The sequence below is a fragment of the Desulfurella amilsii genome (genome assembly GCF_002119425.1).
GTDB classification, from domain to species: domain Bacteria; phylum Campylobacterota_A; class Desulfurellia; order Desulfurellales; family Desulfurellaceae; genus Desulfurella; species Desulfurella amilsii.
The window spans coordinates 442,493-463,389 of sequence record NZ_MDSU01000018.1; the positions used below are offsets into that span (position 1 = coordinate 442,493).

Sequence of the window (20,897 nt, forward strand, 5' to 3'; positions counted from 1 at the left end):
ATGAAAAAAAAGCTTTTAATAGCTTTTATCGCTCTAATAACTCTTTTTGTTTTAATGCTAGCAGGTTACTTTAGCCTGCCCCTTTTTTTAAAAAGCCAGTACTTTTTGCATTTTGTTGAAAATAAAGCACATATAAAAATAGAAAAAATCGAAAATTACAAAATTTCTCAAACGCTAAATTCTATAAAAGTAAATATCTCTGATCTAAAAATAAGATCAAGCAAGTTTAATTCTTGTGCAAAAAATGTATCATATACACTTAAATTAGGCGAATTGCTTTCCAGAAAGCCCACATTCGGCAATCTCAAAATTCAAAACTTAGATATTACAATATACCCTTCAAAAACACCAACAAAAACTACAACACTCATAAAGCCGCTCCCTTTATCCATCGATATAGCAAATTTAAACGCATCATATGAAAACTATAAAATTAATGGCGCATTAAATGTGGTATTGAATTTGACAACAAAAAATAACAACTTTTTTTTTAAAGGTGATGTAAACAACAGCCCAATTGAGCTCGCAGGTGATATAAATCCAAACAACCTTCATATTAACTTAAATGTAAAAAAATTTTCACCAAAAGATTTCCCGGCATATCTAAAAGTCATTAATAACACAAGCTCAAAATTAAATTTAACACTCAAAAACAACCTGGAACTAATAGACGGTAAATTAAAAATAAGCGATATAAACTACAAAGGACTAAAACTTATAAGCCCAAGCGCCACTTATGCACATAACGAACTTTACTTAAATATTCCAAGTGTTATGTACAAAGAAAATATCACTGGTAAAAATGCCAATCTAAAACTCAATACTAAAAATTATAACGCTACACTTTTATTTAGCCAGATAAGTGTAGCAAACCTTAACATCAAAAAACCAACAATAAATTTTATATATGACAAAAACAACGATAATTTTTCTCTCAAAGGATCTGGAGACGGCTTTTTAGCTAAGGCAAAAGGTACACTAGATACCAAAAGTTTTGATAATACCCAGCTAGAGGGTTTTTTTGAAACACCATATATTGATTACAAACAGATAAAACCATTAATTAGCAAAAAACTTCAAGAATATATATTTTCTGGAGAAATAAAAGCAAAAAAAATTACATTTAACGGCAAAATAAAAGACAAAGAAAATATTATTAAAACTGGAGAGCTTGTTGCGCAAAATGCTAAATTTGTAGTTGAAAAAGACACATACCCATTCGTTGTTACATTTGCAAATATCAAGGTTACGCCAAAGGATGTTATTATTGACGGAACAGGCTTTAACGATGAAGTTAATTTAATTAGCTCAAAGATGGTCATTGCACGGGAAAAAGGCTATCCGGCAAACATGCATTTAGTGCTAAATGGCGAATCTACAAAAAATACTGAGGATTTTTTATACAAGGCAATACTTAGCCACGACGATGCAAAGTATATTGATTATGCCAAAGACATCAGAGGTCCATTTGGTGCAGTAATTGATATCAAAGATTATTACTGGCATCCGCAGCCACATTTTGATTTTAATGTTAATATAGATTCTCACTTAAATCTTGTGGACAAAAAAATTTCAAAAACACCGATAAGCTTGGTTGGTAAGTTTGGTATTCAAAGAAAAAATCAAACACTTAAAGTTAGCGCAAATAACTTAAAAATAAAAAACGACACATCTTTTGTTAACATTACAGGTTTTTTGGAACACTCAAATACCCTTTTCTACAATGCTAGTTTAAGCGGTAAAATAAACCCAAACGACATAAAAAACGTTTCTTATTTAAAACTAGACGAAAAATACCTGCCAACAAGCAAGATTACAATAAAGCCCTCATCTATTTGGGGTACACTGTCAAAAATTAATTTTAATGCTGATATTGAGGGTAAAAAATTATTTAAAGAACAGGGGTTTGGTGTAGATGAAATTCTAGCAAAAGGCTACTTTGAAAAAAACCTAATCAGCCTAAACCCTATAAAGCTAGATAATACAGTATCAATAAACGGCTTATACAATATTAAGGCAAAAACTTTTAATGGTGATATTGCATTAAATAATTTTAGGTTATCAAGTATAAAAAATTTGCTAAAGTTGCCAATAGATGAAGCAATACTTAACGGAAACGTCAAATTGGGTCTAAAAGATAAAAAATTTCAATATATATACTCAAATAATTTAGTACTAACAGATTTGGTGTATGATGACGATTTAAGTGTAAAATCTGCCCATATTACATTTAATAAAAATTACGCTACTATAACAGATGGCTATGCACTAGTTTTAGGCAACCCTGTAAGCTTTAATGGAAGCTTAAATTTAGAGCCACTCACTATAAGCCTAAATGCAACAAGTCAAAAATTTATAGTAAAAAAATCACAAAGTAAAACAAAAAGCTACATAGGAAACATTAAATTTAAAATACCAAATGCTCAGATTTACGCAAATGCTCACATAAATGAGCTTATTATACAAGGTTCAAAGCCACTTATATTTAATAATGTAGAGGCGCATTTAGAACTTGCAAGCAAGCGCTACCTTATTATTAAAGCACCAAAAACGCAAATAAACATACAGATGGCTAAAAACACAATTAATATTAATGCAACAGACTCATATCTTTTTGCACACTACATTCAAAGCAAAACAAAAAAACCATCTATAACAACACTTAACGCCACACTTCAAACACCATCCGCGGACGAAATAGATTTTAAAAAACTAAACGGCACGCTTAAATTTGTTTCGCAAAATGGCAATATTAAAGATTTTCCAGATATCTACAAAATTTTATCGCTTGCGGATGTTTTAGGTCTAATTACAGGACAAATAGATTTGCGGAGTGGATTTTATTTTGATAAAATGGTAGGCAACTTTGAACTTAAAGATGGTACCATAAAAACTACAAAACCATTAACAGTAAAAGGTACATCAAATAACTTGTTTATAAATGGAAATGTGAATTTAACAAACTACCATGTTGATACGTTATTTATGATAACTACATTCACTTTTATAAATCGCATTATTTCTTATATACCCATTATTGGCCATATTTTAGGCGACAAAGAAAAGAGTTTTACAGGCTTAAGCTTTAGGGTAAATGGCTACTTAGATGGAAAAATGAACATATACCCCGTCCCATGGGAAAGTCTTGGTAAAGGTTTGCTTGATATAATAACGCGTACAATTACACTTCCTGCATATTTGCTTGGTGTAAATGGAGACCATAAACAATCTAATGGAGAGAAAAAATGAGGATTTTAGTTGTAGATGATGACGAACAATTAAGAATTGCACTTTTTTCTACACTAAAACATCTATCGTGCGAGTGTAGTCTTGCTCAGAACGCCAAAGAAGCCCTAAATCTTTTAAAAAAAGAAACATTTGACCTAATCTTAAGCGACCTTAAAATGCCAAAGGTTGACGGAATAGAGCTGCTAAAACAGGTTAAACAAAACAACATAAATATACCATTTGTCATAATGACAGCATTTGGTACTATCGAAACAGCCGTTTTAGCAATAAAACTTGGTGCTTTTGATTTTATTGTCAAACCTTTTAGTAAAGAAACAATAGAAAAAATAATGTCGTTATCAGCTAACTATAACGTTTTAAAACCCATACAAGAGTTTAGTGTCGATAGTGAATATATTTTTGAAAGTAAAAAGATGCGAGAAACGCTTGAGCTTGTTGAAAAAGTAGCAAAAACTGACGTCACAGTGCTACTTAGCGGAGAAACAGGTACAGGCAAAGAAGTCATTGCAAAACTTGTTCACAAATTATCAAACCGATCAAAAGAAAAATTTGTAAGTATAAATTGCGCAAGCATACCTGCTAATCTTTTAGAATCAGAACTATTTGGATATGAAAAAGGGGCTTTTAGCGGTGCAGTGAAAACATACAAAGGCAAATTTGAGCAGGCAAATGATGGCACATTGCTTTTGGATGAAATTAGCGAGATGCCACTTGAACTTCAAGCAAAGTTACTAAGGGTGTTGCAGGAGAGGGTTGTGGATAAATTAGGCTCAAGCCAAAGTGTGGCAATTGATACAAGAATTATTTGCACAACAAACAAAAATCTAGCAGAACAAGTTAAAAATGGTTGTTTTAGAGAAGATTTATTTTATAGAATCAGTGTGTTTCCTATTTTATTAAGCCCACTTAGGGAAAGAACAGAAGACATTCCTTGCTTGATTGACTTTTTTATCAAAAAATACTCAAGGAGATTTCAAAAAGACATGCAAGGTATTTCAAACGAAGCCTTAGAAATATTGCTAAATTATGCTTGGCTAGGCAATGTAAGGGAGCTTGAAAATACGATTGAGCGCGCAATAATTTTATCTAAGCAAAATTTTTTAAGCAAAGAAGACATATTTTTGCACGGCATTTAAGAACAATTTTTGCTAGTAGATTACTAGGATTGTTTTGGGAGGTAGAGATGATTTTTAACGACCCTACAGTAAATTATATCCAGCTTGGCATGGATGTTGCCTCTATTAGACAAAATGTAATTGCAAGCAATATTGCAAATATTGATACACCGCACTACAAAGAAAAAACCGTTAAATTCAGTGATTTTTTAAATAATAACCAGTTACCTTTGTATATTACACATGAAAATGACATAAACCCTCAAAAAAACCTTCAAGACAGCATTGTTGTAGAAAAAAATGACTCGTACGGTAAAAGAAACGACAAAAACAATGTAAACTTGACATCTCAAGAAGCTGCCTTAGCCAAAAATCAAATATTCTACAATGCTCTTGTGGCATTTGCAAAATATAAGTTTAGTGAATACAAAAATATAATATCCTCATCTCAAGGAGCCTAAAGTATGAGTTTTTTTGGAAGTTTAGCCGTAGCCTCAAGCGGCATGCAGTCTCAACGATTAAGGTTAGATATTATAGCAAGCAATATTGCAAATGCAAATACAATCACTACACCCGAAGGCGGGCCATATAAACGAAAAGATGTGGTTTTTGAAAGCGAAAAATTTTCAAAGTACTTATCAGGTGTCAAAGTAGCAGATGTGGTACGGGATGATACGCCCCCAAAATTGGTTTATGATCCCACAAACCCATTAGCAGATTCAAAAGGCTATGTAGCTTATCCTAATATTAACCCAATAGTCGAGATGGTAAATTTACTGGATGCGACAAATTCATATCAGGCAAATATTTCGGCATTCAATGCGGCAAAACAGATGGCTCAAAGCATAATTGGTGTATTAAATGTTTGATTTTTTTAAAAAATGCTATATCATTAATTAGGTGATTTTTATGAAAATTGACTCGATACCTACAAATAATATACCAAATACAACAAATGATAGCAGCACGAAGAAAGATACTTCTAGTTTTGCCGATCTACTAGCTAAATCACTTAATGATGTTAATAAATTACAAATAACTGCAGATAATACTATAAAGGAAATTGCTACAGGAAAAATGGATAATATACAAGATGCGGTTATGGCTATCGAAAAAGCAGATATATCTATGAGACTTTTGTTGGAGGTCAAAAACAAGGCAGTCCAAGCATACAATCAAATTATGAATATGCAGGTTTAGTGTAAGTTTTTTATCATATGGACATAAGAAAATTTCTTGAAGAAATAAAAAGTTTTTATAGTAAAATGTCAAAAAAACAAAGGGCAGTTTTGTTTTCATCTTTTGCTGTATTAATTTTGACTTTGGCATTGGTTTTTATTATTGGTTCTCGTGTAAATTACGCTGTATTGTTTTCTAACCTTGGCGATAAAGATGCTGCAAGTATTACAAACTACCTTGATCAACAAAAAATACCTTACAAAATTGTTGGTGGCAATACGATCGAAGTACCAAGAGACTCAGTATATAAACTCAGACTAGATTTGGCAGCAAAGGGATTACCAAGCGGCGGGGTTGTAGGTTTTGAAATTTTTGATAAACAAAATTTAAGCATGACTAATTTTTTGGAAAATGTGGACTATACGAGAGCGCTTGAAGGTGAATTGACTCGCACAATTGAAAATATCTCAAGTGTTGACTCTGCGAGAGTAAACCTTGCCATACCAAAGCCTTCCGTTTTTGTAGATAAAGAACAGCCCCCTACTGCTTCTATTGTATTAAAGTTAAATTCTCCGATTAGTCACAATCAAGTGTATGCTATACAAAAACTAGTGGCAGCAAGTGTACCAAATTTAACACCAGACAATGTGACAATTGTGGATTCAAATGGAAATTTACTATCTAAAAAGCAAAACTCCGATGACGAAATAGCAAGCAATGAGCTCCAATACAAACAATTGATAGAAAAAGAATATGCACACAAGATAAAAGACCTGCTTTTGCCAATCGTAGGTGAAAATCAAATTGTAACAACAGTAAATGTGGATTTAGACTTGAGCAAAGTTACACAAAAAAGCATTAAGTATGACCCAAACAGCGTTGTTAGAAGCGAACAAACAGAAGAAGAAAAAAACTGGGCACAAACTGCAGTGGGCATACCAGGTGTTATATCAAATATCGGTGCCAATCAACCCACAGCTGCAACAACACCAACTGCTACAGGCTCTACATCAACACCTGCTACTGTCCAAACTCCAGCTAATCAACAAGGACCACTGACTAGTGAGAAAACAAAAAACACTACTAATTACGAAATCAGTCAAACTGAAACAAATGTAGTAGAGCCACTTGTAAAAATTAAGCACGTATCGGCAGCAGTCATTGTAGATGGAAACTACAAGTATGATAAAAAAACAAAAAAAGACATCTACGTGCCTCTTTCAACAGCACAAATGTCCGATATTAGAAAAACCGTAGAACAAGCAATAGGCTTTGATCCAAAACGAGGCGATACGATTAGCGTTGTTAACATGCAGTTTGAAAGCACAAAACCAAAGCAGGTGAGTGTAATGTCAAATTTAAGTCAATATTATCCGATGCTAAAATACCTACTAAGCATTATTTTATTGATTTTGTTTTACTTGCTTTTTTTGCGAAAATTTATCAACAATGTGTTGTCTTACAAAAAAGGCAGAAGTGCCTATCAGCAAGCTCAAGCTGCTAAAGCCTACGCTCAAGGGGAAGCAGAATCTAAAATCAAAGGCAAAAGCATAAAAGATCTTGAGGAAGAAATATCTAGAGAATTAGACAGCGAAAATCTATTAGACGAAGAAACCTTGAAAGATAAAGTAGTAGAAAAGAAATTAAAAGAAGAAGTAGAAAAAAATCCAGAAGAGGCATCAACTGTTTTGAAAGCCTATATTTCTTCAAAGTGAGGTTAGTAAAGTGTGCGCTCAATCGTCTTCTGCTATAAATTCAATTGATGATTTAACTCCGTATCAAAAAGCGGCTATTTTATCGGTTACTCTAGGTGACGAAGTTTCTGCAAAACTATTTAAAAATTTAAGCAAAAATGAAATAGAAGCAATTAGCCGAGAAATTGCCCTAATGAAAAAAATAGATCCAGATATAGCAAAGGCAGTTGTTAGAGAGTTTTACCAAATGCTCAAAGCAAAAGAATACGCAGCTACTGGGGGGCTAGAGTATGCAAAAGAGCTACTCATGAAAACACTTGAGCCAGAAGAAGCAAGAAAAATCATTGATAAGCTTGTAAAGTTGCTTGAATCTAATGTAGGCTTTGGGTACTTAGAAAATATTGATCCAAAACAATTGGTAAAATTTATACAAAACGAACACCCACAAACCATAGCTGTAATATTATCTCACCTTGATCAATCCAAAGCTGCAGAGGTTTTGGGTTTGTTGCCAAAAGAAACACAAATTGATATTGTACTTAGAATGGCTTCGCTAGAAAATATATCGCCAAATGTTATAAAGCGTGTTTCAGAAATGTTAGAAACAAAAATGGAGGACTTAAGTGGAAGCAATGTAGAAATTGGTGGTATAAGAGCAGTATCAGAGGTCATTAACCGAATGGGCAGAACAGAGTCAAAATCATTGGTTGATCAGATTGCTGAAAAAAACCCAGACCTTGCAAGTAAGATTCGCGATATGATGTTTGTATTTGAAGATATTATAAAGCTATCCAACTCTGATATACAAGAAATACTAAAGCATGTAGACAAAAAAGATCTCACAATTGCTTTCAAGGGTGCACCAGAAGAGCTAAATAAGAAGTTTTTCTCAAATATGTCAAACAGAGCGGCAGAAACACTCAAAGAAGAGATGGATTTCTTAGGTCCTGTAAGGGTAAAAGATGTGGAGAGGGCACAAAAAGCTATTGTTGATATTGTAAGGCGGCTTGACGAAGAAGGCGTCATATCAATCAGCGGTAGCGGAGAGGAAATGCTTGAATGAAAAACCCTCCTATTGAAGAATTTCTATTGGAAGAGTTTGAGATAAGTCAGCAAATTACACAACAAACTCAACCAGAAAAAGAACAAACAAAAGAACCAGGAAAAGCATTACCAAATATAGATGAAATATACCAAAAAGCTTTCAACGAGGGCTACGAAAAAGGTAAAAACGAAAGTGCGCTAGACTACGAACAGAAATTATCAAGCCTTAAAAACCAATATGAAGCAAAATTATTAAACTCAAACGCAGAGCTTAAACAATCAATACAATCAATAGATACAAAATTTAGCGAAATGAAAGAGGCAATCAAAAATATAGAAAATGACATAGTAAATATTGCAATTGAAATTTCGCAAAAAATAATAGAAAAAGAAATACAAAACCCAGAAACTTTGAAAAATTTAATAAAAAAAACCTTATCATTTGCAAAATCAGATAAAGTGAAATTAAAACTAAATGCTAAACAGGCAAAATTAATAGAAGGGGAATTTGAAAATATAGAAATAATAGGTGACCCTGCTTTAGAGATGGGAACTATTATTATCGAGGAAGATTCAAACATTATAGATGCAAGTATTAATACAAAACTGGAAGAACTAAAGCGCAGTTTGATCAATGAATCATAACAAGATAAAACAACTATTAGAAAATAACAGTTTTATAGTAAATTGCGGAAAAATAAAAGAGGTTGTTGGCTTAACAATAGTTTCAAGCGGCCCAGGCAATATAAAAGTAGGCGATGTATGCTTAATAGAAATCGACAATGGCTACATTGAATCAGAAGTTGTGGGGTTTAGAGATAAAAATGTCGTGCTTATGCCGCTTGGAAACATGGATGGCATAAAACTTGAAAGCGTTGTACGTTCTACTTCAAAAAGCTTAAAGATTGGCGTTGGAAGCAATATGCTTGGAAGGATACTAAACGCGCTGGGCAAACCTATTGACTCAAAAGGGTCAATAACAATAGAAAAACATCTACCACTATATCCAAAACCCATAGACCCAATGATGCGAGAAATAATAAACGAACCAATTGTTACTAAAATAGAAGCTATCGACGCTTTATTAACGCTTGGTAAAGGCCAAAGAATAGGTATATTTGCAGGAAGTGGCGTTGGCAAGTCTACGCTACTTGGCATGATTGCAAAAAAAGCTAAAGCCGATGTTAATATAATAGCGCTTATTGGCGAGCGGGGGCGTGAAGTTAGAGAATTTATAGAAAATGATTTAACAGAAGAAGGTTTAAAGAAAAGTGTCGTTGTGGTGGCAACAAGTGACGAAGCACCACTTTTGAGGCGCGAGGGGGCATTTCTTGCGAGTGCTATTGCAAAATTTTTTAGCGACCAAGGTCTTGATGTAATGTTTATGATGGATTCTGTCACACGATTTGCAATGGCGCAAAGAGAAATTGGCCTTGCCGTTGGTGAGCCTCCTACAATGAAAGGCTACACGCCAAGCGTATTCTCACTTTTACCAAGACTTATGGAAATTCCAGGTAAATTTCAAAAAGGCAGCATAACTGCTATTTACACTGTATTGGTTGATGGAGATGACTTTAACGAACCCATAGCCGATACTACACGATCAATTTTAGACGGCCATATTGTATTATCAAGAAGAATTGCAGAAAAAAATCATTACCCTGCGATAGATATCTTAAAAAGCGTCTCGAGGCTCATGCCTTCTATAGTAAATAGCGAGCACAAGTTTTTAGCAAATAAATTAAGAAAACATTTATCGGTATATGAACAAGCAGAAGACCTAATAAACATAGGTGCGTATACAATGGGCTCAAACCCAGATATAGACGCAAGCCTAAGGGTAATAAATAAAATTAATGACTTTTTAGTTCAAGGCGTTGATGAGTCATATGAATTTTCTCAAACCATTACTTTACTCAATCAGGCTGTAGAATAAATGTTTGCTTTTAAATTTGAAAAAATCAAAAATTTAAAAGAAAATCTTATAAACATTAAAATAATAAAACTTAGCGAAATAAACAACCAGATAAAACAAAAAATGCAGCGCATAAGTGAACTCAAAAACCAGATAAAAATTTTTTATAAGCGCTTTGATGACCAGATAAAAACACATGTGGATTTTAGTATTTTAAAGTATCTATCTGAAGAAATTCTAGCATGTGAGCTAGAAATTAAATCAATTCAAAAAACTATAGAAGAACTAGAAGTAAAAAAAAAGATACAAATTGAGGTTATCAAAAACCTACATAAAGAAATAAAAAAATTTGAAAAATTAAAAGAACACTATAAAGAGAGGTATATATATGAAGAAAAGCTCAAAGATCAAAATTTTATTAACGATATCAGTACTATTTTTTACAATAGGAACAGCTAAAGCCTTTGCTCAAAATATAGGCGATGTAAATCAAAAAATTAATGAACTCAAAGCTTTGGAAAAAGTAATTGACGAAAAAACTGCCCAGCTAAGAGTGCAGCAGCAAAACATAGAAAACCAAAAAAAACAACTTGAACAAAGCCAAAATACTCTTAAAAATCAGCTAAAAAATCTTAACAATCAAATAGAACAAGCCAAAAAAGAATTAGAAAGTTTACAAAAAAATATCATTAGTCAAAAAATTCAAAAATTAGCAACAATTTATGCCCAAGCAAAACCATCTGCCGCAGCAGAAGAATTATCAAATATGGATCCCCAAACTACAGCAGAAATTCTAACCTTTATGCAATCAAGGCAAGCTGGCGCAATTATCTCCAAAATGGACCCAAAGACAGCTGCAAATATATTTAGCTTATATTTAAAATCTAAACATCAATAAACTTTTTTTCTAAACTGGAAAATGCTTCCTAAACCTACTAAAAGAAGAAAAATCAATACTGCACTAAACGTATGCCATCCGTATTGCTTATAAATAAAACCCGGAGCATAAGAACCAATGACACCACCACCGTAGTATGAAGCTATATATATACCATTTATTATACCTTTTTTTTCTTTTGCTAGTTTGTTTAAAAAACCACTTGCTACAGAATGTATCAAAAACATGCCACCACAAAAAATAAACATGCCACCAAATATTATGTAAACATTTGGAATGTTTAAAATTAAAATGGAGCCCATATAAACCAAAAACCCAAACATCATAGTTTTTATTTGATTACCAAACATCTTAATAAATTTTGTAGCAAAAAAAGATACAAATATACCCATTAAGTAACCACTGTAGGCTAGCGCAATAACAATTTGAGAACTATTTTTGTCAACGCTTTCAATTCTAAATGGTAAAAAGTTCGTCAAAGCGGCAAATACAAAAAACATACAAAAAACCGCCAGATAAACAAAAAAATACAATTTATTTTTAACAATAGACAGATAATTTTTAAACAAACTCTCTGGTTTTTCGTTGCTACCAACACTTTTAGTATCCCCAATAAAATAAAAAACCAATAAAGCCCCTATAGCAAAACTCAATGTTACAAAATAAAAACTGTAGCGCCACGGCAAAATATAAGCAATAATACCAGAGATTAGTCTGCCAGAAAAACCACCCATTATGGTAGTTGCTATGTAGTATGACATATATAATGAAACTTTATCACTTTCCACGCTTAACGAAATATAAGTCATATTTGAAGTTAGCACAGCTGATATTAAAAATCCTTCGATTAACCTTAGTACAATGATCCAATAAATATTTTGTGAAATTGATATAAAAAAATTAATGAAGACAAGAACTATCAAGGATACTAGTATTAGTTTCTTTGGCGTTAAAAACGATAAAACATAGCCATAAACTATAGGTACAATGGCCAAAGGCAACAAGGCAACACTAATGGTCAAAGATACTGTGTTCATGCTTTGACCAAAATACTTGCTAATTTCTGGCAAAAGCGGTTGAGGCACGTATATGGCCCCTATCGTAACTATTGTAGTATACATTAAAACAAGAAAGACTTTCGCATTCATAGTTTTATAATAAACAAATACCATATTAAATCAAGTATTAAGTTACAATTTCATTTTTATTTAATATTGCTTTATGCTATTGAATTTAACAATTAAATATATATAATATATAATAGAATTGTTATGTTTTATTAGGAGGATTAATATGCACAACATAGAAGAACCAAAATCAAAGAAAGTGGGGCAGCTATTAAATACTTTGCGCTCCATACAAGAAAATCTTGGGCATATACCGCAAGCATCTATTCATGAATTGTGCAAGTCTTTTAATCTATCATACGCAGAAATGTACGGCTTCATAGCTTTTTATAAAGATTTTCGCTTAGAGCCAAATATTTCAAAGCACCATATACGCCTATGTCAGGCAGAAAGTTGTCAGGCAAAAAATGTCAAAACACTAACAGAATATATAAAAAACAAACTAAATTTAAATATTGGCGAGCACAATAAAGATTTTTTTTTAGATAGTGTTTACTGTTTGGGTAATTGTCCGCGTTCACCTTCAATCATGATAGATGGGCTAGTGTATGGCGATATGGGTGAAGAAAAATTTGATGAAATATTAAACAAATTGAGGAATTTATGAATGTGTATATATCGCTTGATTCTACCGCTCAATCAGTTGGCTCGCTTGAAATTTACAACAAGCTAAAAGCTCAAAATAAACCCCAATTAAACATTAAAAAATACTCAACATTAGGTTTAATGTGGCTTGAGCCTCTCTTGGAATTAGAACATAATAACCAAAGATGGGCTTTTAGAAATGTAAACGAAAAAAATATCGATGATATTTTACAAAACCCGCAAAACAGCAAAAATTATTTGGGAAATATTGAAGATCAACCTTACCTTAAAAACCAGCATAGGGTAATTTTTAGACACTTAGGCAAAAATGATCCAACAAATATCGAAGACTACATTAGATTAGGTGGGTTTTTAGCTCTAAAAAATAGTCTAAGCCAGTCCCCTCAAAGTATTATCGACAAAATAAAAAAAGCAGACATTAGAGGCAGAGGTGGTGCGTTTTTCCCAGCTTACATAAAGTGGCAGACTGTATTAAATGAGTCGTCTGATACAAAGTATGTTATTTGCAATGCAGACGAAGGAGATTCTGGTTCTTTTGCAGATAGACTAATTATAGAAAATGATCCATTTAGCTTAATTGAAGCTATGATTATTGCTGGGATTGCAGTTGGGGCAAAAGAAGGCATCATTTATTTAAGGTCTGAATACACCAATGCAAAAAATATACTTCAAAAAGCCATCGACGTTGCCTATAAAAAGAACTACTTAGGCAAAAACGAGAGCTACTGCTTTGACTTAAAGCTTGCAATTGGAGCTGGAGCTTATGTGTGCGGTGAAGAAACGGCTTTAATTGAAAGCTTGGAAAACAAAAGGGGGCTTGTGCGCCCTCGCCCACCTGTACCAGCTATAAGTGGTCTTTTAGATAAACCAACACTGTTAAGTAATGTACTAAGCTTTATTGATATTGTAAGGCTTCTTGAAGGCTCAAGAGATATGCATACAACACCCATACAATTAAGCGGTGCTTGCAAACAGTGTGGTTTGTTCGAAGTTTCAAATGATATAACAATAGAAGAATTAATAAGCGAATTTGGGGTAACACCCGTAGATGATGTGAAAGCTGTTCAAGTCGGTGGACCTCTTGGTGCATTTATCCCAAAAGAAAAGTTTTACTTAAAATTAAACAACGATGAGTTAAGCAAGGAAGGTTTTATTTTAGGTCATGCAAGTGTAGTTGTGTTTGACAAGCATATAAACATGAAAGACATTCTGCTAAATCTTATTGATTTTTATATACACGAATCCTGTGGCAAATGTACACCTTGCAGAATTGGCCAAACACGATTAAAAGAAATTTTAACGGATTTGCCAAACAACGCTCAATCAAACTTAAATCTGTTGTATGATCTTTTAGAAACAATGAAAGAAGCATCTTTATGCGCTCTTGGTGGCCTTACACATTTGAGTGTTTTAAGTGCTTTAAAATACTTTAGCGGCGATTTTAATATAGGAGAACTCAAATGAATGGAATAAGCATAACAATCGATGGCAGGCAAATTACCGCACAATCCGGCCAAACTATTCTAGAAGCAGCCAAAAATGCGGGTATAAAAATCCCTACGCTTTGCGCATACGAACATCTAAAACCGTACGGTTCCTGCAGGTTATGCATTGTAGAAATCGAAGGTAAAAAAGGGTTTTCAACAAGCTGTACGACATTTGCTCAAAATGGTATGGTAATTCGCACGCAAACAGAGCAAATTAATAAAATCAGGCGCAATATATTAGAATTGTACTTAAGCGAGCATGATTTTGATTGCACAACATGCGCAAATAATCTAAGATGCGAACTTCAAGAAGCCGCAAGTCTTGTTGGTATAAGACAGATTCGCTACAAATCAAAAACGCATATTAAAAATGTGATAGACTCTTCTAACCCTTATTTTGAGTTTGATTCATCAAAGTGTATCATGTGTGCACGTTGCGTTAGAGCATGTGAAGAAATTCAGGGTAATTTTGCCCTGACTATAATTTCTAGAGGTTTTGACTCTTATATTAGCCCTGGAATAAATGATTTTATAAATTCAGAATGCGTATCATGCGGTGCATGCGTAAAAGCATGCCCAACTGGTGCTTTGATTGAAAAAAATGTAGTTTATTTAGGGCGAGGTACAAATCTTACAAAAACAACTTGCGGTTTTTGTGGAGTTGGTTGTCATGTAATAGTAGAATCCAAAGCAAATACGATAGTAAATATTGTAGGCGATGATAACGGTCCAAATGAAGGACATTTATGCGTAAAAGGCAGATTTGCATGGGAGTTTGTAAACTCAAAAGACCGCATAACAAAACCACTCCTAAGAGAAAACTTAAAAGAAGATTTTAGGGAAGTTTCAATAGATGAAGCTTTAGATTTTATTGCCAAAAAATTTATCCAAATAAAAGAAAAATACTCAAAATACGCCCTCGCCGCTCTTGCTTCTTCAAGGTGCACGAATGAAGAGGTTTTTTTAGTCCAAAAATTAGTACGATGCGCTTTTGAAAACAACAATATTGATAATTGTGCGAGGGTTTGCCATATGCCAACAGGGTTTGCTTTAGGCAGTGCATTTGGTACAGGTGCTGGCACAGCCGATATAGAATCTCTAAAAAAAGCAGACTGTATAATGATTGTGGGTTCAAATACCACACACGCTCATCCAGTCGTAGGCTCACTAATAAAACAGCTTGCAATTGCAGGCAAAAAAATTATTGTCATAGATCCAAGAGCGATTGACTTGGCAAGCCAACCACACATACAATCGCTTTATTTGCAAATAAAACCTGGTACAAATGTTGCTTTATTGAATGCAATTGCATATACCATTGTAAAAGAAAAACTTTACGACAAAAATTTCATAGAAAATCGTTGTGATTTGGAGTCATTTAAATTATGGCTGGATTTTATATCAAGCGATGAAAATAGCCCACGCAATGTTTCCAAAATAACTGGAGTAGAAGAAAAATTAATAATAAAGGCGGCTATAGAGTTTGCCACTTCAAATAAAGCTACCATCGTATATGGACTTGGTGTTACAGAACACACATACGGTTCAAGTGGCGTTTTTTGCTTAACTAATTTAGCTATGCTATGTGGCTTTATTGGTAAAGAAGGCTGCGGTGTTTCACCGCTTAGAGGCCAAAATAATGTTCAAGGCGCTTCAGATATGGGCGCTTTTCCAACTGTATTTACATTTTACAGACACATAAGCGATGAAAAAACACGCAAACAATTTGAAAATGTTTGGCAAAAAACATTAGATACAAATGTGGGTCTAACTATACCACAAATGTTTCAAGCAGCAATTGATGGTAAGATCAATGGTATGTATATTGTCGGAGAAGATGTGTTTCAAACAGATCCAAACACTTACCATATACAAAAGGCTCTAAGCTCACTGGAACTTCTCGTTGTTCAAGAACTTTTTTTAAGCCCCACTACACAGTTTGCACATGTAGTTTTACCTGGTTCATCGTATTTAGAAAAAAACGGCACATTCATAAACTGGGAAAGACGAATATCCAAGCTAAATAAGGCAATTGAACCTCTATGTGGCATTGATGAGTACAAAATAATCACGAAGCTTTCAAAAAAACTCGGCTACCCAATGGATTATAACACTGAAGAAGAAATTTTTAAAGAAATTGCACTTTTAAGCCCACAACTTAGCACTTTAAATTATAAAAAGTTAAAAGAGTATGGTTCACTTTTGTGGCCAGTTGATAATAACAACGAAAAAGGCACGCGTATTTTACACCAAGATGAGTTTTTGAATAAAAAAGGTAAATTTTTTATAACTTCCTATATTCCAAATAAAATACCAGATGACTCATACCCATACATACTAACAACCGGTAGAAATCTTTTTCATTACAATTCCAGCAACCAAACACGCAGAACACAAAATACGCTGTTTTTTGGTGCAGACTATTTAGAAATTAACACAACAGATGCTTCGAAATTAAACGTATCCGATAATGATTTGGTAGAAGTAAAAAGCGAAAACGCCAGAATAACACTAAAAGCCAAAGTTACAGACAAAATAAAGCCTGGCGTTTTATTCACAACATTTCATTTTCCTCAACCAAAAACAAATGCACTTTTGTCACAAAATACAGATTGGGCTACAGATACCCCAGAATACAAATTTAGCCTTGTAAATATCAAAAAGATAAACAAAGATACGTATGAAACATACGAAGTCAATCACCCAACAGTTTTAGAGCAATACCTGAAGGTTTATAATTTTTTTGAAAGATATCCAGAACAATTAAAGATTGAGCTTGTGGCAGGCCATATAAAGAAAAACTGGGGTACATTCAGAATTAGCGAGCTTAAAGCGCTAAGTATTAATGATGCTAAATTAAAACAAGTAACAGATAAAATTTAAAACAGGAGGATTTATGAGTGAAATTTTAACATCAAAGGATGGCAAAATTGGTTTTATTACGCTAAATAGGCCTGAAACTTGGAACACGTTTAATGTACCATTTGCAAGGCAATTAAATGATGCTTTGATCGACTTTGACAAAGATAATGAAATACAGGTGGTTATCATTAAAGCAAATGGTAAAAGCTTCTCTGTAGGCATAGAGCTCGAAGAATTTAGAAAAGGGAAATCCCACAAAGAATACAGAGAATTTATCAAACTGATGGATGAGCACAACCATACAATTGCAAACATGAAAAAACCAGTAATTGCCCAGGTACATGGATACGCTCTAGCAAATGGAGCGGGCCTTGTTTTTGCATGCGATTTAGCCGTTGCTGCAAAAAGTGCAAAATTTGGTACCACTGCTATTAATGTAGGTCTGATCTGTCTTGGTCCAGCTGTGCCGCTTACTCGCCTTGTTGGCAGAAAAAGAGCACTAGAAATGGTATTAACTGGCGAAATCATATCAGCTCAGCAAGCTTTTGATTTTGGCCTCATAAACCGTGTTGTAGATGACGAAAAATTAGAAGAAGCTACACTTGAGCTTGCAAATACTCTTGCCAATAAGAGTCCGCTTGCTTTAGAAATAGGTAAAACAGGTATTTACAAAATGAGCGATTTAGAATATCACAAGGCTGCAGATTACATGAGTGAATTATTTGCAAGTTTGGCTGCTACAGAAGATGCACTAGAAGGCGTCAATGCATTTGTTGAAAAAAGGCAGCCAAACTTTAAGAAAAAGTAATTTAAGATTTTTTAAGTTGACAATCAAAGATTTTTTTTTATACTAGTAACTGCGTGGCCGAGATAGCTCAGTCGGTAGAGCAAGGGACTGAAAATCCCTGTGTCCGTGGTTCGATTCCACGTCTCGGCACCATTAGAAATCTTGTTTTTAAGCCAATCTTAAAAAGATTTTGAAACAAATTTTTTTCTTCTTTAAAAACCCGTCGGACGTATATTGGACAAATTTTTAAGCCTTCTATAGTGTATACACCTTGCTAAAAATATATAATGGAGTATAATAATATTATTGTTAGAATAGTAAAAAAGGAGGTTTGTTGTGAGTTTTTTAAATATAAAAAAAGCAGTAATTTCTTTGAGTTTATCGTTAGTTTTGTCTCAATTTGTTTTAATGTCTAATTCTTTTGCCTATTCTGTTAGCTATTATTCACCAGTAACAAATTTGCAAACAGTAGATTTAAATTGGCTGCAAAAAGCATTAATACCAAAAACATTGTATATCGAAATGTACAGCTTCACCGACAAAGTTTTAGCCAAAAAAATAATCCAACTTGCAAGGCAAGGCGCTAAAGTTTACATCTACCGTGATGATTCACAAATGCGTGATAAAAACGATGTAACATATATGTTTCGTGGAGTAAAAAACATTCATATCAAAGCAAAGCACGATAAAGGTTTTTGGAATATTATGCACGATAAGATTTTTATCATTCCTAATGTTGTTTTTCGTGAAGGCTCTGCTAATTGGTCTCCATCGGCAGAAGGAGCTTCCTGCTGGCACAATAGATGCGGAGACAGCGAAAATCAAGATAATAACGCAACATACATAACAGATAAATCTGCCATAAACCAAGCGATAAAAGTATTTTTGCATATGTGGAACAGAAAAAGCAATTTAATAATTCAATAAGCTATGGGGCAGTTTATGGCGGTTTTCATTGACATAGGCAACACTTTATGGAATTTTGGAGCACCCCTTTATGTTAAGCTTTACTCAAAAGGCTATAACATTTTGCCATCAAGACTTTGGGATTGCTACTTTACAAAAGGTTTTGTGCCTGATGATGAGTTTTATAATGCAATTAACGAAGTTCACGAAGAGCAAAATAACTACAAGCCATATGCTTATGTAAAAGAATTTTTAAAAAACCTAAAGGATATGGGCTATACTATCATTGCTACATCAAACAAAAGCCATGAACTATATTTCAGCACATATAAATGGCTTGAAAAAAACAACATTATTTTTGATGATTTAATTCTAAGCGACGACAAAAGAAAGCTTTTTAACAAAAATACTGAATTTGTCGTTGACGACTCGCCGATAGTTTTAGAGCATGCTTTAAAACTAGGAATTCCTGCTACGGGTTTGTTGTTTAATTGGAACAAATATTTGATGGATAAGATTACACTGCATAAAACACTGAAACATTGTAGTCAATTTATCAAAACTAATTTTGCGCCAAAAAACTGGCGTCTTCCCACGCGTGAAAGTGAAAATTCATATCTTATCAATACGAGGTGATTTTTGTTTGATTTTTTAAAAAGTAAAACTCAAAATAGACAAACAGAAAAAGTAACTGTAAAAAAAAGCAACCACAAAGTAGTTGTTTATAGTACGCCTTCTTGTGTGTGGTGCAACGAAGTTAAAAAATATCTTAAGAAAAATAAGGTTGATTATAAAGATTATGATATTAGCAACAATTTAGCGAAAAAAATGGAGATGGTTCAGTTGTCAGGACAAATGGGAGTGCCTGTAGTTACAATAGATGGCAAAGTAATAGTTGGTTTTGACAAAAAAGAAATAGACAAGATACTGGCAATTAATGGCAAATAAAACAAAAATGACTGCTAATACTGCAATATTCGTATTTGTTTTTTTATTGCTTTTCAGTATTCCAAACAGTCGTGCAAATAATATTGTAGATGCGCCGATCCCTAATTATCTTGCCGTTGTTATAAAAAGAACACAAAAAGAAATCCAAAGAATTAACAAGGCTTTTGATAACAGTAAAAGCAATAACACTATTATTTATAAAAATAGCAAATCATTCATTAGAAACAATACGGCCAATAAAATCAATGTTGCCAACAAGGACAGCAAAAAAAATCTTATAAACACCACTGCTAAAAATTACACCAACACCACTATAGTTAACCCATTGGATCTACCTACACTAACCAACAATGTCAATTTGCTTTACAAAATGGGTTATTTACCGTTTTATGCCCAAAAAGTAGATAATAAAACAGGTATTGTTATATGGCAGTGGGATACAAAAATAGTGCCAAGTAAACTTGCCTTGCTAACCCCAAAAAGCTTGCAAAGCATTTTATACAAATCAGCTATTAATCATTTTCTTAATGATATGGGCCTTAATAGTAACATTGAATCAAGAATGGATATAAGCAGTTTACTTGAAAATGAATACAAAAACCACTGGCAATCCTCTAAGCCTTTTGTGTGGGTTTTAATTAATCAAAAGTTGCCTGAAAGGTTAAAGGTTTGGCAAAATGGCAATTGGCTAATTGAATCTAATTGCAACACAGGAGTGGATCACCTAACGCCCGATGGCAATTTTATTGTTTATGTAAGGTATAAATATTTTACAATGAACGGCATATTCCCGATAAATGACAAACCATATCACGATCCTAATGTTCCTTATGTCAATTTTTTTAATGGCAACAATGCTATACATGGGTTTCCAAGACATGCCTATGGCTACCCACAAAGTGCCGGGTGCGTAGAACTGCCAATTAAAATCGCAAAGAGATTGTATCGTTATCTGTACGTTGGAACGCTTGTAACAATTATCAACTAAAGTGCATTTATTAGCAAAAACGTATTTTTGGTGTTCTTAGTAATTTATGTTTTACTTTTAAGCTTTAAAGTAAAATAAGAATATTTATATTT

General features: G+C 33.4%; 20 protein-coding genes and 1 tRNA gene. 20 read left to right on the forward strand and 1 reads right to left on the reverse strand.

All coding sequences use genetic code 11. The annotated features are described in order from the left end of the window. The 11 genes from DESAMIL20_RS05740 to DESAMIL20_RS05790 are packed head-to-tail and all read left to right on the forward strand — an operon-like array spanning position 1 to position 11,094. Positions 1-3,249 carry an AsmA-like C-terminal domain-containing protein gene (locus DESAMIL20_RS05740; protein ID WP_086033857.1) on the forward strand — a complete coding sequence of 1,083 codons (3,249 nt, stop codon included), beginning with the start codon at positions 1-3 and terminating at the stop codon, positions 3,247-3,249. Then, on the forward strand, positions 3,246-4,385 hold the full coding sequence (locus DESAMIL20_RS05745) for a sigma-54-dependent transcriptional regulator (protein WP_086033858.1): 1,140 nt from the start codon (positions 3,246-3,248) through the stop codon (positions 4,383-4,385). Before DESAMIL20_RS05740 ends, DESAMIL20_RS05745 begins: the two co-directional genes overlap by 4 nt. Before the next feature lie 47 nt (positions 4,386-4,432). Then, a complete protein-coding gene (gene flgB, locus DESAMIL20_RS05750; protein ID WP_086033859.1) occupies positions 4,433-4,825 on the forward strand; it encodes a flagellar basal body rod protein FlgB in 393 nt (130 codons plus the stop codon). A gap of 3 nt (positions 4,826-4,828) precedes the next feature. Next, entirely contained in the window at positions 4,829-5,233 is a 405-nt protein-coding gene (flgC, locus tag DESAMIL20_RS05755; RefSeq protein WP_086033860.1) for a flagellar basal body rod protein FlgC, read from the forward strand. Between the two features lie 40 nt (positions 5,234-5,273). Continuing rightward, the gene (gene fliE / locus DESAMIL20_RS05760; protein ID WP_086033861.1) at positions 5,274-5,564 is read left to right on the forward strand and encodes a flagellar hook-basal body complex protein FliE; all 291 of its coding nucleotides are present in this window, start codon (positions 5,274-5,276) and stop codon (positions 5,562-5,564) included. Between the two features lie 17 nt (positions 5,565-5,581). Continuing rightward, on the forward strand, positions 5,582-7,258 hold the full coding sequence (gene fliF, locus DESAMIL20_RS05765) for a flagellar basal-body MS-ring/collar protein FliF (protein WP_086033862.1): 1,677 nt from the start codon (positions 5,582-5,584) through the stop codon (positions 7,256-7,258). Between the two features lie 10 nt (positions 7,259-7,268). Beyond that, a complete protein-coding gene (fliG, locus tag DESAMIL20_RS05770) occupies positions 7,269-8,300 on the forward strand; it encodes a flagellar motor switch protein FliG (protein ID WP_086033863.1) in 1,032 nt (343 codons plus the stop codon). Then, on the forward strand, positions 8,297-8,926 hold the full coding sequence (locus tag DESAMIL20_RS05775; protein WP_086033864.1) for a FliH/SctL family protein: 630 nt from the start codon (positions 8,297-8,299) through the stop codon (positions 8,924-8,926). Before fliG ends, DESAMIL20_RS05775 begins: the two co-directional genes overlap by 4 nt. Next, positions 8,916-10,217, forward strand: coding sequence for a FliI/YscN family ATPase (locus DESAMIL20_RS05780; protein WP_086033865.1), 1,302 nt, complete (start codon positions 8,916-8,918; stop codon positions 10,215-10,217). Before DESAMIL20_RS05775 ends, DESAMIL20_RS05780 begins: the two co-directional genes overlap by 11 nt. Then, entirely contained in the window at positions 10,218-10,655 is a 438-nt protein-coding gene (locus tag DESAMIL20_RS05785) for a flagellar export protein FliJ (protein ID WP_086033866.1), read from the forward strand. It begins immediately after the preceding gene. Further along, entirely contained in the window at positions 10,585-11,094 is a 510-nt protein-coding gene (locus DESAMIL20_RS05790; RefSeq protein ID WP_086033867.1) for a MotE family protein, read from the forward strand. The genes DESAMIL20_RS05785 and DESAMIL20_RS05790 overlap by 71 nt, the downstream gene beginning before the upstream one ends. Here the strand turns inward: DESAMIL20_RS05790 and DESAMIL20_RS05795 are convergent. Beyond that, a complete protein-coding gene (locus DESAMIL20_RS05795) occupies positions 11,088-12,242 on the reverse strand; it encodes an MFS transporter (protein WP_158090538.1) in 1,155 nt (384 codons plus the stop codon). The genes DESAMIL20_RS05790 and DESAMIL20_RS05795 overlap by 7 nt on opposite strands. Before the next feature lie 145 nt (positions 12,243-12,387). Between DESAMIL20_RS05795 and DESAMIL20_RS05800 the strand changes: the two genes are divergently transcribed. The 9 genes from DESAMIL20_RS05800 to DESAMIL20_RS05840 all read left to right on the forward strand — a co-directional run bounded on the left by DESAMIL20_RS05800 (position 12,388) and on the right by DESAMIL20_RS05840 (position 20,805). Continuing rightward, a complete protein-coding gene (locus tag DESAMIL20_RS05800; protein ID WP_086033869.1) occupies positions 12,388-12,828 on the forward strand; it encodes an NADH-quinone oxidoreductase subunit NuoE family protein in 441 nt (146 codons plus the stop codon). Beyond that, positions 12,825-14,291: an NADH-ubiquinone oxidoreductase-F iron-sulfur binding region domain-containing protein gene (locus DESAMIL20_RS05805; protein WP_086033870.1), complete on the forward strand. Its 1,467-nt coding sequence runs from the start codon at positions 12,825-12,827 to the stop codon at positions 14,289-14,291. The genes DESAMIL20_RS05800 and DESAMIL20_RS05805 overlap by 4 nt, the downstream gene beginning before the upstream one ends. Beyond that, complete coding sequence (gene fdhF / locus DESAMIL20_RS05810; RefSeq protein WP_086033871.1) at positions 14,288-17,197, forward strand: formate dehydrogenase subunit alpha; 2,910 nt, start codon at positions 14,288-14,290, stop codon at positions 17,195-17,197. Before DESAMIL20_RS05805 ends, fdhF begins: the two co-directional genes overlap by 4 nt. Positions 17,198-17,210: 13 nt before the next feature. Then, positions 17,211-17,984 (forward strand): enoyl-CoA hydratase/isomerase family protein, encoded by a 774-nt coding sequence (locus DESAMIL20_RS05815; protein ID WP_086033872.1) that lies wholly within the window; start codon positions 17,211-17,213, stop codon positions 17,982-17,984. A gap of 56 nt (positions 17,985-18,040) precedes the next feature. Continuing rightward, positions 18,041-18,116: transfer RNA gene (locus tag DESAMIL20_RS05820), tRNA-Phe, on the forward strand. 183 nt (positions 18,117-18,299) lie between these two features. After that, positions 18,300-18,890, forward strand: coding sequence for a phospholipase D-like domain-containing protein (locus DESAMIL20_RS05825; RefSeq protein ID WP_086033873.1), 591 nt, complete (start codon positions 18,300-18,302; stop codon positions 18,888-18,890). 15 nt (positions 18,891-18,905) lie between these two features. Continuing rightward, complete coding sequence (locus tag DESAMIL20_RS05830; protein ID WP_086033874.1) at positions 18,906-19,505, forward strand: HAD family hydrolase; 600 nt, start codon at positions 18,906-18,908, stop codon at positions 19,503-19,505. A 3-nt stretch (positions 19,506-19,508) separates the two neighbouring features. Continuing rightward, positions 19,509-19,817: a glutaredoxin family protein gene (locus DESAMIL20_RS05835; protein WP_086033875.1), complete on the forward strand. Its 309-nt coding sequence runs from the start codon at positions 19,509-19,511 to the stop codon at positions 19,815-19,817. After that, entirely contained in the window at positions 19,807-20,805 is a 999-nt protein-coding gene (locus DESAMIL20_RS05840) for a L,D-transpeptidase (RefSeq protein WP_086033876.1), read from the forward strand. Before DESAMIL20_RS05835 ends, DESAMIL20_RS05840 begins: the two co-directional genes overlap by 11 nt. Positions 20,806-20,897: the final 92 nt, after the last annotated feature.